This is a genomic window from Syntrophobacter fumaroxidans MPOB (assembly GCF_000014965.1).
Classification (GTDB): domain Bacteria; phylum Desulfobacterota; class Syntrophobacteria; order Syntrophobacterales; family Syntrophobacteraceae; genus Syntrophobacter; species Syntrophobacter fumaroxidans.
Genome location: NC_008554.1, coordinates 850,001 through 865,317, shown reverse-complemented (window position 1 = coordinate 865,317; position 15,317 = coordinate 850,001). Strand labels below are relative to the sequence as shown.

Genomic DNA, 15,317 nt, shown 5'->3' with positions numbered 1-15,317 from the left:
GCTATTCCCTGATTTCTTCGAACGATTTCACATCAATGGTATCACCCTTCTCGCCTTCGGTGATCACTCCGGTTGCCTCGATCATCTTGCCGGCCATCTTGGAAACGTCTTTTCCCTTCACGAGGTAGTCTCCGTCTTCGGCTTCGATGATGTAGCCCTTATCGGTCTTGACCACCGTTCCCACGATGGTTTCCTCCTGAGCACACCAGGCCGCCGGCCCCATTACAACACCGGAAAGCACCGACACTGTGACAAAGAGCATCGCTATGCCCGCAAATCTTCTCAATCTGGCCATCTCGAAATCCTCCTCTGCCGAAAACATTGCTAAAATGGCCCGGCGATTCTCAGCTCCAAATCAGATACGACGCAATCTCCCAAAGCCATTAGCGAAAATTTCAACACGATCCGACATTTGCAGCCACATCCCCGGAATCCCGCGTCGGCTGCCGAGCCGAACGGTTTTCCGGGGTCTCCGAATTTCGGCGTATGTTGATAACAGAAACGCTTCTCAAAGTACAACGATAATTTCTTCTCACTGCCTGCGACCTCGGCGGCCATGGCTGCATGCTCCGCGGTTTGGCTCCGGACCGCTCCCGGATGCCCTTGGAACGGACCCGCGGATTCCATTGGAGCTCATGCACACCGGGAGCATCCTCCTCCCCCTTCTGATTTCAATAGAAAATAATGTGCCGTTTCCCCCATGCAAGCATATCGCCGACAAAAACGTCCCATTCCTCCATCGGCCGCGTGCGAACGTCGGCCGGCTCCCGGAGCCGCCCCTTTCGAGCCGGTGCACCCGGCTTCGGACGTCACTCGACGGTCGCGCGCCAATCCAGGGCCAGGCACCCTTGCTCGTATACTCGGACCGGATTCAGATCCAGTTCCCGGATTTGCGGAAAATCATGCAACAACCACGAAACCCTGACGATCACATCGAGGAGCGCCTGTCGATCCAAGGCTTTGTCCCCGCGCAAGCCCGCCAGGAGCATGCTTCCCCGGCATTCGTCCACCAACCGGGAGGCCTCTTCGCGTTCAATCGGCGCAACGCGGATTCCGGTCTCCTTGAAGACTTCCACGTAGACGCCGCCGAGTCCCGCCACCACGACCGGGCCGAAATTCTCATCCCGGCGCCCTCCCACCAGCCATTCCAGGCCCGGACCGGACATCTTCTGAACGAGCACGGCCGGCCCCAACCGGCTGATTTCCCCGTAGGCTTCGGCAAGCCCTTTTTCGTCTGCGAGGTTGAGCCTCACCCCTCCAACGTCGCTCTTGTGCACCACGTCAGGTTCGGCGGTCTTGAGCGCCACCGGGAACCCCAGGCGATGCGCCGCCGAGGTCACGGAATCCAGGCTGTCCGCAAATTCCCATTCGACGCAGGGAATCCGGTACGCGGACAGAAGCGGCGCCAGTCTTTCGGCGGGGATCGGTCCGGGGTTCAGCCCTTCCAGGGTCTTTCGAGCGCGGGACGGATCGATATCGGAAGGACAAACGCCGGCGAGGGGAATCGTTTGCAGGCTCCGGTGGTCGCGAACCTGCTTCAGTGCCCTTGCGGCTTCGCGCGGATCATTGAAAATCGGAAAGTCGACGGCATGCTTGATCGCCTCGAACTCGTCCCGCGTGGTGAAAACACAGGAGGCCAGCGGCTTCCGATACTTCCTGATCAGGTCCCCGAGCGATGATATGAGTTCCCTGGATTCCTCGACATTCAAGTTCCCCTGGTAGTTGTGAACATGAATCATTCCATCAATATCCTCCCGCTCCAGGGTCTTTTCGATCAGGGTTCTGTACAGGGCGATATTGTATACGTCCCCCACGTCCAGAGGGTTGTGAAAAGAGATGACGTTGGCCCTCGATTGTTCCCTGATGAGTTGAAAGAAATCCTCCGGGTACGGCGGCAGCACGAAACCATATTCCTCGGCCGCATCCGCGGCAAGCACGGCGTGCCCCCCGGACCTCGATATGACGGCAAGCCGGTTTCCGGCCAGCGGCGGCAGGGAGTACGCCTTCAGCACCTCCACCGCCTCCCTCTGCTCCCGCACGCGGATGATTCCACTCTGCCTGAACGCCGCGTCCACAACGCGATCGTCGCTGGACAACGAAGCCGAATGCGAGCGGGCTATGGCCGCCCCGCACTTACCCGTGTTCGACTTGTGAACGATAACCGGCTTGGGCGTTTCACGCGTGATCCGCATGAGCTTACGGCCATCGGCGATACCCTCCAGATAGCACAGGATCATCTCGGTTTCCGGGTCCCGCGCGAAATACTCAAGCAGGTCGTTCTCAGAGACGTCGAGCTTGTTTCCCACGCTTGCAAACCTGCTCAGACCGAGGTTTTCCGCTTCCAGCAGGTTGACCATCATGGCCCCCACCCCGCCACTTTGCGAGATAATGGAGATCGGGCCGGCTCCGACATTGGCCGCCAAGGGGAAGAAGGGAACGGCCAGCCCCGTCCGCCGGTTGATCACCCCCAGGCAGTTGGGGCCGATCATCCTCATCCGGTAATGCTCCAGCAGGTCCCGGACTTTGCCTTCCAGCTCCAATCGCTCCTCTCCCAGTTCTCTGAATCCGGCCGACTGCACGATCACCCTTGGGATTCCTTTTTCGCCGCACTGCCTCAGAACCTCCGGCACCGCGGGAGCCGGCACGAGAATTGTCGCAAGGTCTATCGCATCGTCAACGTCAGTGATGCGCGCATGGATTTTGTGCCCGAGGAAAGAACCTCCTTTGGGACCGACCAGGAAGATGTTCCCCTGAAAATGGAACTCCATGAGATTTGCCGCCATCAGCCTGCCAAGATTTCCGGGAGCGTTCGAGACACCGACGACCACCACGTTCCGCGCTTCGAAGAACTTGTCCATATTCCCCTTCCCAATCGATTTCCGACTCAACAAAAGCCAAAAAAGGCGCCCGGGAGCCCCAGACCCCGCGATGCGGCCGATCTCACAGGCGAAAATGGATCCCGGGGCATCCGGGACAGGGAATCGCGTAAAAGACCCGGGCAATTCCCGCCCCCCCGTGACTCAACCGTTGCAGCGCCAGATGCAAACCCTCCTCGCCGTCTCCCCCGATGTGGGGGCACACGAAAACCATCCCCACTCCGGCTTCGGCCGGAATGACGTTCGCACTTTCGCAGAGCGCACCACGGAAGAGGCCGACCGCGGCAAACCCGGGAACATTGAAGCTCCGAACCGCTTCCGCCCCTTCGCATGCGCTGCAATCTACATGATGATCCCTTTACATGCAACTTGAGTTGGGGGAATCCACGACGAAAACGGGACAGGGCGGGCATGCGTATTCCGGCCTTGGATACGCATCTTCCGTGCGGCATGGCACAATAATCGGGTGTGATTCGCTTTTGCTTTCGGATACAGTTGCTCTTTCACCGATCCCCGGATTAGAATGATTTTGGGATCATGGCAAAAACACAGCCTGGCCGTCGCCATTCCCCGGCCTGCGCTCTTGTTCGACAGGAAGCGGCAAATGTCCGGATCGAGTGTGCTCATTGTCGAGGACGACGATGATATTCTTCATCTCCTGGCGTACAATGTCCGCGCGGCGGGGTTTGCAGTCTTCACCGCGCAGGAGGGGTACGAAGCGCTCAGGATTGCGAAGGAACGCCGGCCCGGGCTGATCGTCCTGGACCTGATGATCCCGGGGGCGGATGGGTTCGAAGTTTGCCGGGAGCTGAAAAGAGGCTCGGACACCAGGGGCATCCCGGTCATCATGTTGACGGCCCGGGGTGAGGAAGTGGATCGCATCGTGGGGTTGGAGCTTGGAGCCGATGATTATGTCGTCAAACCTTTCAGCCCCCGGGAACTGATTCTCCGGATTCGCGCCGTGCTGCGAAGATCCCCGCCGGACGGCGCGCAGGGGTCCGTCTGGCAGCTTGAAGGTTTAAGAATTGATTTCGATGCGCACAAGGTCTTGATCGACGGCGAAGATGTCCTTTTCACGGCAACGGAATTCAAACTCCTGGTGGAGCTGATCCGCAGCCGCGGGAAGGTGAAGTCGCGCGATTACTTGCTCGACAAGGTCTGGGGTTATCATTTTGAAGGTTACGCCAGAACGGTCGACACGCACGTGAGGCGGTTGCGGCAGAAGCTGGGGCCCTACGCCGATCGGGTCGAAACCGTACGCGGCATCGGGTATCGTTTCCGGGACTGATCCATGCGACAAAGCAGTCTATCGATTCGCGCACGTCTCCTCCTCTCCATGTGGGCGCTCCTCGCCCTGGTGCTCATTCTGCCGTCCTGGCTCTACTATCGCTCCCTGACCGGCGAAGTCATCGAAAACGCCAAGCAAACCGCCATTCGCCAGCTCAATCATTACCATCGGATGCTGTCCCAGGAAAAACAGTTCCAGGACCTGAACGAATTTCAGAAGTGGGTCGTCCAGGCAGCCGCGGATCTTAATCTCCGTCTGACTTACGTCGCCGACGGCGGAAAGGTGATCGCCGACTCTCTGGTTTCGGACCTGAACAGCCTCGACAACCATGCCACCCGTCCCGAAATCGTCCAGGCCCGCGAACGGGAGATCGGTCTCATCATCCGCCGGAGCAGAGTGAGTTTGCACGAACAGATATTCGTCGCCAGGAGAATCGAACCTCGAGGCATCGTCCCGCCGGGTATTCTGAGGCTTGCGACGACCTACACCGATGCTGCCGGTTTGCTGGACCGCCTCTGGAACAGCTTCATCGTCGTCACGGGAATGATCCTGGCGGCAACCCTGTTTCTCAGTTACGTCCTCATCCGACAGATCAAGACTCCGATCAACACCCTCGTCCGGGCGGCGGGAGTCATCGGTTCAGGCGATTTCAAACTGCGCACGCACTTTCACCCGGGACAGGAGTTCTATCCCCTGGGCGAAGCCATCAACAAGATGGCCAAGAACATCGACGATCAGGTCGAGTTCGTTGCGGAACAGAAACAGAAGCTTGAAGCCGTTTTCGACGGGATGCAGGAAGGCGTGATGGTGCTGGACTCGAGGGGGAAGATCCAGAGTTTCAACCGGGCATTTTCGGAGCTGGTGCCGAATGCCTCCCTCAGCCTCGGGCGACGTCCCCTCGAAACCATCATGAACCTGGAGCTTCAGGAGGCGTGTGACGCCGCCCTGACCTCAGACGATGCCGGCGGCACCCGCTCGGCCAGTCTCCAGATCATCCTAGACGGCGGCCGGATTTACGACGTTCATGTCGTTCGGCTCGAGGAGGAGCGAAAGGGTCTGGGAGCCATTGTCGTGTTTCACGATATCAGTGAGCTCAAACGCCTCGAAAAGGTGCGCCAGGACTTCGTTGCAAACGTTTCACACGAGTTGCGCACGCCTCTGACCGCCATCAAGGGTTCCGCGGAAACCCTGCTGTCCGAACCGAGCCCGGAGTCCGGCACCCTGGCCTCCTTTCTGGGAATCATTCTTAGAAACTCCGAGCACATGGTCAAGATGGTGGACGACCTGCTCCAGCTCGCTCGATTGGAATCCCGGCAGCGCGGGTTCAAGCCCGCACCGGTGAATCCCGCGGATGCGCTCGCCACCGCCTGGAAAGCGTGCGCTCCCCAGGCGGACGCGAAGCAGGTCGGTCTCGAAAACGCGCTCCCTCCGGCAGGTCTCGAGGTGCCGGCGGAGTTCGACCAGTTGGTGCAGGTGTTTCGGAACCTGCTTGAAAACGGGATTCGGTACGGCCCCCCGGGAAAGAACCTGGAAGTGTTCCACAAGATGGAAGGGAAAAACGTGGTGTTCGGGGTCCGCGACCAGGGACCCGGCATTGCCAGGCAACACCAGCAGAGGATATTCGAACGTTTCTTCCGACTGGAGAAGCATCGGAGCACCCTCCCCGGCAGCACGGGGCTCGGCCTGGCCATCTGCCGTCACATCGTCAGGAACCACGGCGGAAGGATCTGGGTGCAGAGCCCGAACCCGGACGGCACGGAGGGAACCACTTTCTTTTTTTCATTGCCGCTGGCGGGCGAGAACCGAGCCGAATCCAAGGATGGCGCTCCCTCGTCGTGAGGTGCCGGAATGCACTCCGTTGAGAGTTCTCCGCCGATGCCCTCCGTGACAAATTATTGGTCGGGCCGATCAGGAATCTTGTTGAATTACTCACCCTCATTTTGGATAATCCAGTGACTTTTTCCGGAGCACGCCCGGGAGCGGCGGCCTCTTTTCGCCCGCTCAACGACCGCTGCCCTCGGAAGGATCGCCCGGAGCGCACCGGACTCCAGGCGACTGAGGCACGGCGGTTCTCGCTCGACTCCGCCGGGCCGCTTCTCACGGTGACTTCCGAAAGTGCAACGGTGACGATCAGTGAATGAGAACCCCAGGACACTCCTTCCCCTATCCGCCGATACGGTCTCGGGGACTGGCACGAACGCCCCCGTCCCTTCGCCGAAATTCCGGTCCCTTTTCGCCGTCGGCCTGCTCGTCCTCCTCCTGTTCTGCCTTATGCCGGGTTGCAGACCTGGAGCGGACTCGGGAACACAAACGGAACCTTCGACGCAACTCATCGAGAACAAGGGATCGGACACGCTGGTCAACCTGGCGCTGGCCTGGGCCGAAGCCTACATGCCGTCCCACCCCTCGATACGCATCTCGGTCACCGGAGGAGGCACGGGCACCGGGATAGCCGCCATGATCAACGGCACGGTCGCCATCGCCAATGCGTCGCGCATGATGAAACCGGAGGAAATCGCAGCCGCCGAGCGCAACGGCATCAAGCCCGTCGAATTCGTGGTGGCGATGGATGCCATAGCCATTGTGGTCAACCCGTCGAACCCGGTAACGGGCCTCACCATGGATCAGATTTCAAGAATCTACACGGGACAGATCGGCAACTGGCGCGAAGTTGGAGGCCAAGACCGCCCCATCGTCCTGTTGTCCCGCGAATCGAACTCGGGGACCTACGTTTATTTCCTCGAGAATGTGATACGTTCGGGAAGGAAGGAGAGCACGCTGCTCTTCTGCTCCGATGCTCTGCTGATGCCGTCATCCGAGGGCATCAGTACCGAGGTTCGCCAGAATCCGAACGCAATCGGGTATGACGGGCTGGGTTACGTGACGCCCGACCAGAAGGTTCTGGCCGTGGCCAAAGACGCGAACAGCCCTTACGTTTATCCCTCCGTCGCCACGGTCAACGACGGTTCCTATCCGATCGCCCGGCCTCTGTGCATGTACACGGCCGGAGACCCGACCGGACCTCTCAAGGCCTATCTTGACTGGGTGATCAACGACGGCCAGCTTCTCGTGTCCAAGCTGGGGTTCGTGCCGCTGCATCGGGATGAGAGAAATGTCGCCAAATAGAGATTCCCCTGCCCCCGGGTTTCCTTTCGCGGAACAGATTATCGAGAGCACCATAAAGGTGCTGGGTTTTTCCACCATCGGACTGGTGGTGTTGATCTGCCTGTTTCTGGTCCGGGAGGGTATGCCCGCTTTCTTCGAAGTGAGCCCGGGCAACCTGTTCGGGACCCGCTGGTATCCCACCTTCGACCTGTACGGCACGCTGCCGTTGATCCTCGGTTCGGCGATGGTCACCTTCGCGGCCATTGTTATGGCTCTGCCGCTCGGTGTTGCGACCGCCGTTTTCGTGCGCGAGGTGGCGCCTGACTGGGCACGGGAATTTCTGAAACCCCTGATCGAGGTGCTGGCCGGAATTCCCTCGGTCGTTCTCGGGTTCTTCGGCATGCACATCATTGCGCCGCTCGTGCGCGAGGTTCTCGGCGCACCCACCGGATTGACGGTTTTCACCGGGGCGCTGATTCTCGCGTACATGGCCCTGCCGACGATCATCAGTGTGGCCGAGGACTCCCTGGACGCCGTTCCCAAGAGTTACCGGGATGCCGCCCTCGCCATGGGAGCCACCCGATGGCAGACCATATGGCGCGTGGTGGTGCCCGCCGCCCGGTCGGGCATCGTCACTGCCGTGATGCTGGGAATGGGACGTGCCATAGGCGAGACCATGGCCGTGATGATGGTGACCGGGAACGCGGCGCGCATGCCGCTCAGCCTGGATTCTCTGTTCAGGCCCGCACGCACCATGACCGCCACCGTTGCCGCCGAAATGGGCGAGGTCGCACAAGGGAGCGTTCACTACCACATTCTCTTCGCCATCGGAATCATCCTGTTCGTCATCACTTTCCTGATCAACCTCGCGGCGGCTGCGACCATTTTCGAGAAAAGACGCCGGGGAGGGCTGCGCTGATGAGCCGCTACGGGGTGCAACGGATCGGCTTCGCGTTTCTGGCTTTGACCACCCTGGTCGTGGTCGTCCCCATCCTGTGTGTCGTCGGGGTCGTGATTGTCGGAGGCATCCAGGCGATCTCCTGGGAATTCATCACCGCCATCCCCAGGGACGGAATGAAAGCCGGAGGCATTTTCCCCGCAATCGTCGGAACGCTTCTGCTGACCCTGGGAACGGCTCTGGCGGCGATTCCCGTGGGGGTCGGCGGAGCGATATACCTTGCCGAGTACGCGCGCGACACCTGGTGGACCCGATCCATTCGGCTGGCCATCGTCAACCTTGCGGGGATTCCGTCCATTGTATACGGGCTGTTCGGCCTGGGGCTCTTCGTGCTCATGATGAAGATGGGCACCTCCATTCTCGCCGGCTCGCTCACCCTGGCCATCATGACCCTTCCGATCATCATCAGCACCGGGGAAGAAGCCCTGAGGGCCGTTCCCACGGAATTTCGAACGGTGAGCGCGAGTCTCGGGGGATCCCGGTGGCAGGGCATCCGACATGTCATCCTTCCGCAGGCGCTCCCGGGCATGATCACCGGCGTCATCCTCGGACTGCTGAGGGCCGCGGGAGAAACCGCTCCGATCCTCTTCACCGTGGCGGCGTTCTATCTGCCCCGGCTGCCCCAGTCTCCCTTCGACCAGACCATGGCGCTTCCCTATCATCTCTACGTGATCAGCACACAGGTACCCGGCATGCCGTTCAGCATCCAGAACGGCACGGCGATGGTGCTCCTTGCCCTGGTCCTTTCCATGAATCTCGGGGCAACGATCGTGCGCAGCTATTTCCGGCGGAGAAGACAGTGGTAGGCCCCAAGATTCGCATCGATCAGGTGAGCTACTCCTACGGGAATGAGCAGGCCCTGCGCGACATCAGCCTGGACATTCCGGCCAACCGGATCACCGTTTTCTTCGGTCCCGCCGGCGGAGGCAAGACGACGCTGCTGCGCCTCGTCAATCGGCTCAACGACCTGGTGGAGGACACCCGCATGTCGGGCCGCATCCTCATCGACGGCGATGACATCTACTCCCCCGGCGTCAACGTTCCCAATCTGCGCCGAAGGGTGGGAATGGTTTTTGCCCTGCCGCTGCCCCTTCCCGGCACCATTCGAGAAAACATCGTCTACGGTCCCAAGCTCGCCGGCATACACGACCGCGGCCGACTCGAGGAGATCATCGAACGCAGCCTCATCCAGGCCGCCCTCTGGGACGAGGTGAACACGCGCCTCGACAGTCCCGCCGGCGCCCTGTCCGGAGGCCAGCAGCAACGGTTGTGCATCGCCCGCAGTCTGGCTCTCGAGCCGGAAGTCCTGCTCCTGGATGAGCCCACGTCCGGCCTGGATCCGATTTCCACCCGGAAGGTCGAGGAGTCCCTCTTCGAGCTCCGGGACCTGTACACGATCGTGATCGTTCCCCACAGCATTCAGCAGGCGGCCCGCGTCGCGGATTACGCCGCATTCTTCCTTATGGGTGAATTGATCGAATTTCAACCGGGTTCCGAAATCTTTACGACAACTCGTGACAAGCGGACTGAAGACTACCTGACCGGCCGCTTCGGATAGACAGAGTCCCATGGCAAAAATCACGGTGGAACACCTCAACTTCTATTACGGCGAGAAACCGGCGCTGTCGGATATTTCGATCACCATCCAGGAACTCCAGGTGACGGCGCTGATCGGTCCGTCGGGGTGCGGGAAATCCACCTTCTTGCGTTGCCTCAACCGGATGAACGACACCATCAAGGGCACGCGCGTTCAGGGACTCGTGAGCCTGGAGGGGCACAACATCTATTCGCCGGGGTTCGACGTGGTGGAGCTGAGAAAGCGGGTGGGGATGGTGTTCCAACGGCCCAACCCTTTTCCGCAATCCATTTTCGACAACGTCGCGTTCGGCCCCAGGGTGCTCGGATCGGCCAGGACGTCCGAGATCCCCGGAATTGTGGAAGAAAGTCTTCGCGCCGCCTTCCTCTGGGACGAAGTGAAGGATAAACTCAAAGAGGACGCTTTGAGCCTGTCACTCGGGCAGCAGCAACGGTTGTGCATCGCGCGCACCATCGCGGTGAAACCCGAAGTGATCCTGATGGATGAACCGTGCTCCGCGCTCGATCCCATCGCCACGCTCCAAATCGAGCAGTTGATGGGCTCATTGAAGCGGGACTACACCATTGTGGTCGTTACCCACAATATGCAGCAGGCCGCTCGCGTGTCCGATCGAACCGGCTTTTTCTGGCTGGGCCGGTTGGTCGAATTCGATGCGACCGAGACGATCTTCACCCGTCCGGGCAACAAGCTGACCGAGGATTACGTCACCGGGCGGGCGGGATGACGGTGCCCGTGCCGAAAGGACCCTTCGTGCCGGAGGGAGCGGCGGCGCCGTCGCGACCGGCGGGGAACCGGTTTTCGTACCAATGCGGGAGCAGAAGCGGGATTGCGCCGGGGTCGGATAGCCGCACCGAGTGCGGTATTCGGATATCTCATGGCATGTCCCGGGCAAATCCGAAAAGTTGAATCGAGCCTGTTTCGGTCTTTGTGTTTTCTCGTTCCGATTGCCGCGCGATGGATGATGCTGATTCGATCAGGAGGCCACCCCCATGGAGAGTCGTTTTCATCAAGAGCTGGATCAACTCAAGCTGACCATCCTGAAGATGGCGGCTTTAACCGAAACCGCATTGGAAAAAGGCATCCACGCGTTATTCGAGCGCGACGTCGAGATCGCCGACGAGGTGATCCGTGGAGACCGGGAAATCAATCTGCTCGAGATCGACGTGGACAAGTACTGCCTCAGGCTGCTCGCCCTGGACCAGCCCATGGCGCGGGACCTCAGGTTCATCATCGGCTGCATGAAAATTTCGGTCGATCTCGAACGAATCGCGGACCAGGCCGTCAACGTCGCGGAACGGGCCATCGTTCTCAGCCAAAGCCCCCCCCTGCCCCGGAACCCGCTCATGCTCGAGTTGGCGGAAACGGCTCTCGATATGGTCCGTTGCGCCATCAGCGCTTTCGTCCAGGAGAACGTCACGCAGGCCAGAGACGTGTGCCAGTTGGACGATAACGCGGACGAGCTCAACGTGACCGTTCTCAAGAACCTTCTCAATTACATGGTCAAGGAAGTACCGGCCGTGGAACGATCCGTGCAAACCATCATCGTTGCGCGGTGCCTCGAGCGGGTGGCCGATCAGGCGACCAATATCGCGGAAAGCGTCATTTTCATCGTCCAGGGCATGAACATCAAACACCATTGCGACCAGTGACCGGATCGACGGGCCCGTCAAGGCGGATTCCCCGGCAAACCCGGGCGACGGTCGAGTGACTGAGAGCGTCGTTTCCCCGTGGTGAATTGCAGTGGTGAGGAATACTCCGCGGACGGCCATGGCGCGCGCAATAACGGTCTGAGCTCCGGAGCCGCACAGGAGAAAAGGCGAATGCACATCATCGATCTGCGTTCCGATACGGTCACACAACCGACCCAAAGCATGCGCCGCGCCATGGCGGAAGCGAAAGTGGGCGACGACGTTTTCGGTGAAGACCCAACCGTCAACACGCTCCAGGAAAAGGCCGCAGAACGCCTGGGCAAGGAAGCCGCTCTTTTCGTGGCCAGCGGCACCATGGCCAACCTGGTGAGCCTGTTGACTCATTGCGGCCGCGGCGATGAGGTCATCCTGGGCGACCGGTCCCACATCTTCCTGTACGAACAGGGCGGGACCGCGGCTCTTGGCGGAATTCATCCCCGCACGGTCCCCAACGAACCGCACGGCACCATGAGCGTCTGCGGCATCGAAGCGGCCATCCGGGAAGAGAACGTGCACTTCCCCCCGACCCGCCTGATTGCCCTGGAGAACACGCACAACCGGTGCAGCGGCAGTCCGCTCGGCCCGGCCTACCTGCGCGAGGTGAGAGCGCTGGCGGACCGATACGGGCTTAAGGTCCACGTTGACGGCGCGCGCCTTTTCAATTCCTCCGTCGCCCAGGGCGTCGACGTCCGGGAATTGAGCGCCGCGGCCGACACCGTCACCATCTGCCTGAGCAAGGGGCTTTCCGCGCCCGTGGGTTCGCTCGTTTGCGGCACGCGCGATTTCATCGCACGGGCACGACGCACTCGAAAGGTGGTTGGCGGCGGCATGCGCCAGGCGGGCATCCTTGCGGCCGCCGGCATCGTCGCCCTCGACGAAATGGTGACTCGCCTCGCCGAGGATCACGCCAATGCCCGCGCGCTCGCCGAAGGCCTCTCCACCATGACCGGCCTGTCCGTCGATCTGGAATTCGTTAAAACGAACATCGTTTTCATCGACGTGGAACGCGAAGATCTCACCGCCCCGGTTCTCGCCGCGCGGTTGAAACCCGACGGCGTTCTCGTCCAGGTCACCGGACCCCGGCGGATGAGAGCGGTCACTCACTACGGGGTGAGCGCCGAGGACATCGACTTCACCCTGACGGCATTCAAGAAAGCCATGGGGTCAAACCTACACTTTTCACATTTTCCATGAGCCGGGGGATCACCGACGAAGCCTGACAATCTCCCGGGCCGAGGGTGTTTTCACGCCGAAGGGTGAGAATGAACTCCGGCCCGCTTGGAGGTCTGGTCGAGTTGACGCCGGGGTGCAAGGGCGATTGGAGAAGACCGCAAACCCGGGAGGGCGCGCGAATGCGCCGCGCAGCCATAAGCCGGCGGGCATACTTGAATGCCCACGGATCCGCCCGGAAGGTGGGGTTTACCGGACGCTTACTGAATGCCTGCGGATGCGCTGCATGCGGATGGGGCAGGGGAACGTTTTGCAGGGGGAATTGTAGAGGGGGGGTTAAAAAAGGATTGGGGCGGCGATGCCCTACTCTCCCACGCAGCTTCCCGCGCAGTACCATCGGCGCAGAGGAGCTTAACGACCGTGTTCGGGATGGGAACGGGTGTTTCCTCCTCGCTCTTACCGCCGCCCCAAATGGTTATGGGGGTGACCGAACAGGGGTTTTGATTCGCGTGCGGCCCGGTCTTGATCCGTTGTCCCGAGAGGGAGGTATGGTCAAGCCTCACGGCCCATTAGTATCGGTTAGCTCAACGCATTGCTGCGCTTACACACCCGACCTATCAACCTCGTAGTCTACGAGGAGCCTTCAGTCCGGATCGCTCCGGAGGGGAATTCTCATCTTGGGGTGGGTTTCCCGCTTAGATGCTTTCAGCGGTTATCCCTTCCGAACGTAGCTACCCAGCGCTGCCCCTGGCGGGACAACTGGTACACCAGAGGTTCGTCCATCCCGGTCCTCTCGTACTAGGGACAGATCCCCTCAAAATTCCTCCGCCCACGGTAGATAGGGACCAAACTGTCTCACGACGTTTTAAACCCAGCTCACGTACCGCTTTAATCGGCGAACAGCCGAACCCTTGGGACCTGCTCCAGCCCCAGGATGCGATGAGCCGACATCGAGGTGCCAAACCTCCCCGTCGATGTGAACTCTTGGGGGAGATCAGCCTGTTATCCCCGGCGTACCTTTTATCCGTTGAGCGACGGCCCTTCCATGTGGAACCGCCGGATCACTAAGACCGACTTTCGTCCCTGATCGAGATGTCTCTCTCACAGTCAGGCTCCCTTATGCCTTTACACTCTACGGCTGGTTTCCAATCAGCCTGAGGGAACCTTCGCGCGCCTCCGTTACTCTTTTGGAGGCGACCGCCCCAGTCAAACTACCCACCAGGCACTGTCCCCGATCCGGTTTACGGACCCGGGTTAGAACTCTAAACGCATAAGGGTGGTATTTCAAGGTTGGCTCCATGAGAGCTGGCGCCCCCACTTCACCGCCTCCCACCTATCCTACACATACACGCCCAAAATCCAATGCCAAGCTGTAGTAAAGGTGCACGGGGTCTTTCCGTCTAGCCGCGGGTACTCGGTATCTGCACCGAGACTGCAATTTCACTGAGTCCCTGTTTGAGACAGCGCGGAAGTCGTTACGCCATTCGTGCAGGTCGGAACTTACCCGACAAGGAATTTCGCTACCTTAGGACCGTTATAGTTACGGCCGCCGTTTACTGGGGCTTCGGTTCAACGCTTCTCTTGCGATAACATCTCCCCTTAACCTTCCAGCACCGGGCAGGCGTCAGACCCTATACGTCATCTTGCGATTTAGCAGAGTCCTGTGTTTTTAGTAAACAGTCGCTACCGCCTCTTCTCTGCAACCCCCTTCGGCTCCAAAAGCAAGTCTTTTCACCTGATGAGGGCACACCTTCTCCCGAAGTTACGGTGTCATTTTGCCGAGTTCCTTAAACAGGGTTCTCTCACGCGCCTGAGGATTCTCTCCTCGCCTACCTGTGTCGGTTTGCGGTACGGTCACCTGGCCAACTCGCTAGAGGCTTTTCTTGGCAGCTTGGGATCAACCAGTTTGCGGGATTGCTCCCTCCACATCACCTCTCGGCGTTAAAAAGGCTCCGGATTTGCCTGGAACCTCCGCCTACGGGCTTATACCGGGACTTCCGTCACCCGGATGGCCTACCCTTCTGCGTCCCCCCATCACTCAAACGCCGGCTCGGTGGTACAGGAATATTAACCTGTTTCCCATCACCTACGCCTTTCGGCCTCGGCTTAGGGACCGACTAACCCTGGGCAGACGACCTTTACCCAGGAAACCTTAGGCTTACGGCGAGCGGGATTCTCACCCGCTTTATCGTTACTCATGTCAGCATAATCTCTTGCGGGACCTCCAGCGCTCCTCCCGGTACGCCTTCAACGGATGCCGCAATGCTCCCCTACCCCTGATCCCCGAAGGAATCAAGCCGCAGCTTCGGTAAGATGCTTAAGACCCGTTACATTTTCGGCGCAGGCACACTAGACCAGTGAGCTGTTACGCTTTCTTTAAAGGATGGCTGCTTCTAAGCCAACCTCCTGGTTGTCTGTGCGTCCCCACATCCTTTCCCACTTAGCATCTATTTCGGGACCTTAGCTGACGGTCTGGGCTCTTTCCCTCTCGACCACGGAACTTATCTCCCGCAGTCTCACTCCCGAAGACGACATAACGGCATTCGCAGTTTGGTTGGGTTTGGTAATCCGGTAAGACCCCTAGCCCATCCAGCGCTCTACCTCCGTTATTCTCACTTCGAGGCTGCACCTCAAT

At 59.9% G+C, this 15,317-nt stretch carries 11 protein-coding genes and 2 rRNA genes (1 of these 13 cut by a window edge); 9 read left to right on the top strand and 4 right to left on the bottom strand.

Features of this window, described 5'->3' with window-relative positions; all coding sequences use genetic code 11:
- Position 1: 1 nt before the first annotated feature.
- Both SFUM_RS03690 and SFUM_RS03680 read right to left on the bottom strand, forming a co-directional pair.
- Positions 2–295 (bottom strand): hypothetical protein, encoded by a 294-nt coding sequence (locus SFUM_RS03690; protein ID WP_011697581.1) that lies wholly within the window; start codon positions 293–295, stop codon positions 2–4.
- 514 nt (positions 296–809) lie between these two features.
- Complete coding sequence (locus SFUM_RS03680; protein WP_011697579.1) at positions 810–2,858, bottom strand: acetate--CoA ligase family protein; 2,049 nt, start codon at positions 2,856–2,858, stop codon at positions 810–812.
- 622 nt (positions 2,859–3,480) lie between these two features.
- Between SFUM_RS03680 and SFUM_RS03675 the strand changes: the two genes are divergently transcribed.
- The 9 genes from SFUM_RS03675 (at position 3,481) to ltaE (ending at position 12,706) form a co-directional block, all read left to right on the top strand.
- Positions 3,481–4,164 (top strand): response regulator, encoded by a 684-nt coding sequence (locus SFUM_RS03675; RefSeq protein ID WP_011697578.1) that lies wholly within the window; start codon positions 3,481–3,483, stop codon positions 4,162–4,164.
- 3 nt (positions 4,165–4,167) lie between these two features.
- Positions 4,168–6,003 carry a HAMP domain-containing sensor histidine kinase gene (locus tag SFUM_RS03670; RefSeq protein WP_011697577.1) on the top strand — a complete coding sequence of 612 codons (1,836 nt, stop codon included), beginning with the start codon at positions 4,168–4,170 and terminating at the stop codon, positions 6,001–6,003.
- A 294-nt stretch (positions 6,004–6,297) separates the two neighbouring features.
- Positions 6,298–7,290 (top strand): PstS family phosphate ABC transporter substrate-binding protein, encoded by a 993-nt coding sequence (locus SFUM_RS03665; protein ID WP_011697576.1) that lies wholly within the window; start codon positions 6,298–6,300, stop codon positions 7,288–7,290.
- A complete protein-coding gene (gene pstC / locus SFUM_RS03660) occupies positions 7,277–8,188 on the top strand; it encodes a phosphate ABC transporter permease subunit PstC (RefSeq protein WP_011697575.1) in 912 nt (303 codons plus the stop codon). Before SFUM_RS03665 ends, pstC begins: the two co-directional genes overlap by 14 nt.
- On the top strand, positions 8,188–9,033 hold the full coding sequence (gene pstA, locus SFUM_RS03655; RefSeq protein WP_011697574.1) for a phosphate ABC transporter permease PstA: 846 nt from the start codon (positions 8,188–8,190) through the stop codon (positions 9,031–9,033). Before pstC ends, pstA begins: the two co-directional genes overlap by 1 nt.
- Positions 9,027–9,785, top strand: coding sequence for a phosphate ABC transporter ATP-binding protein (locus SFUM_RS03650; RefSeq protein WP_011697573.1), 759 nt, complete (start codon positions 9,027–9,029; stop codon positions 9,783–9,785). Before pstA ends, SFUM_RS03650 begins: the two co-directional genes overlap by 7 nt.
- Before the next feature lie 10 nt (positions 9,786–9,795).
- Positions 9,796–10,548, top strand: a complete 753-nt coding sequence (gene pstB / locus SFUM_RS03645; RefSeq protein ID WP_011697572.1) for a phosphate ABC transporter ATP-binding protein PstB — start codon at positions 9,796–9,798, stop codon at positions 10,546–10,548.
- Between the two features lie 265 nt (positions 10,549–10,813).
- The gene (gene phoU, locus SFUM_RS03640) at positions 10,814–11,473 is read left to right on the top strand and encodes a phosphate signaling complex protein PhoU (protein ID WP_011697571.1); all 660 of its coding nucleotides are present in this window, start codon (positions 10,814–10,816) and stop codon (positions 11,471–11,473) included.
- Between the two features lie 171 nt (positions 11,474–11,644).
- Positions 11,645–12,706, top strand: coding sequence for a low-specificity L-threonine aldolase (gene ltaE / locus SFUM_RS03635; protein WP_011697570.1), 1,062 nt, complete (start codon positions 11,645–11,647; stop codon positions 12,704–12,706).
- Positions 12,707–13,032: 326 nt separating this feature from the next.
- Here ltaE and rrf read toward each other — a convergent pair.
- Positions 13,033–13,149: ribosomal RNA gene (gene rrf / locus SFUM_RS03630) — 5S ribosomal RNA — on the bottom strand.
- Positions 13,150–13,230: 81 nt separating this feature from the next.
- Positions 13,231–15,317 (bottom strand): 23S ribosomal RNA (locus SFUM_RS03625); it runs 916 nt beyond the window's last position.

Bases quoted from the DNA above. Each gene is read 5' to 3' on its own strand.
- pstA (WP_011697574.1), top strand. From the start codon at position 8,188: ATGAGCCGCTACGGGGTGCAACGGATCGGCTTCGCGTTTCTGGCTTTG.
- SFUM_RS03680 (WP_011697579.1), bottom strand. From the start codon at position 2,858: ATGGACAAGTTCTTCGAAGCGCGGAACGTGGTGGTCGTCGGTGTCTCG.
- pstC (WP_011697575.1), top strand. From the start codon at position 7,277: ATGTCGCCAAATAGAGATTCCCCTGCCCCCGGGTTTCCTTTCGCGGAA.
- SFUM_RS03690 (WP_011697581.1), bottom strand. From the start codon at position 295: ATGGCCAGATTGAGAAGATTTGCGGGCATAGCGATGCTCTTTGTCACA.
- ltaE (WP_011697570.1), top strand. From the start codon at position 11,645: ATGCACATCATCGATCTGCGTTCCGATACGGTCACACAACCGACCCAA.
- phoU (WP_011697571.1), top strand. From the start codon at position 10,814: ATGGAGAGTCGTTTTCATCAAGAGCTGGATCAACTCAAGCTGACCATC.
- pstB (WP_011697572.1), top strand. From the start codon at position 9,796: ATGGCAAAAATCACGGTGGAACACCTCAACTTCTATTACGGCGAGAAA.
- SFUM_RS03670 (WP_011697577.1), top strand. From the start codon at position 4,168: ATGCGACAAAGCAGTCTATCGATTCGCGCACGTCTCCTCCTCTCCATG.
- SFUM_RS03675 (WP_011697578.1), top strand. From the start codon at position 3,481: ATGTCCGGATCGAGTGTGCTCATTGTCGAGGACGACGATGATATTCTT.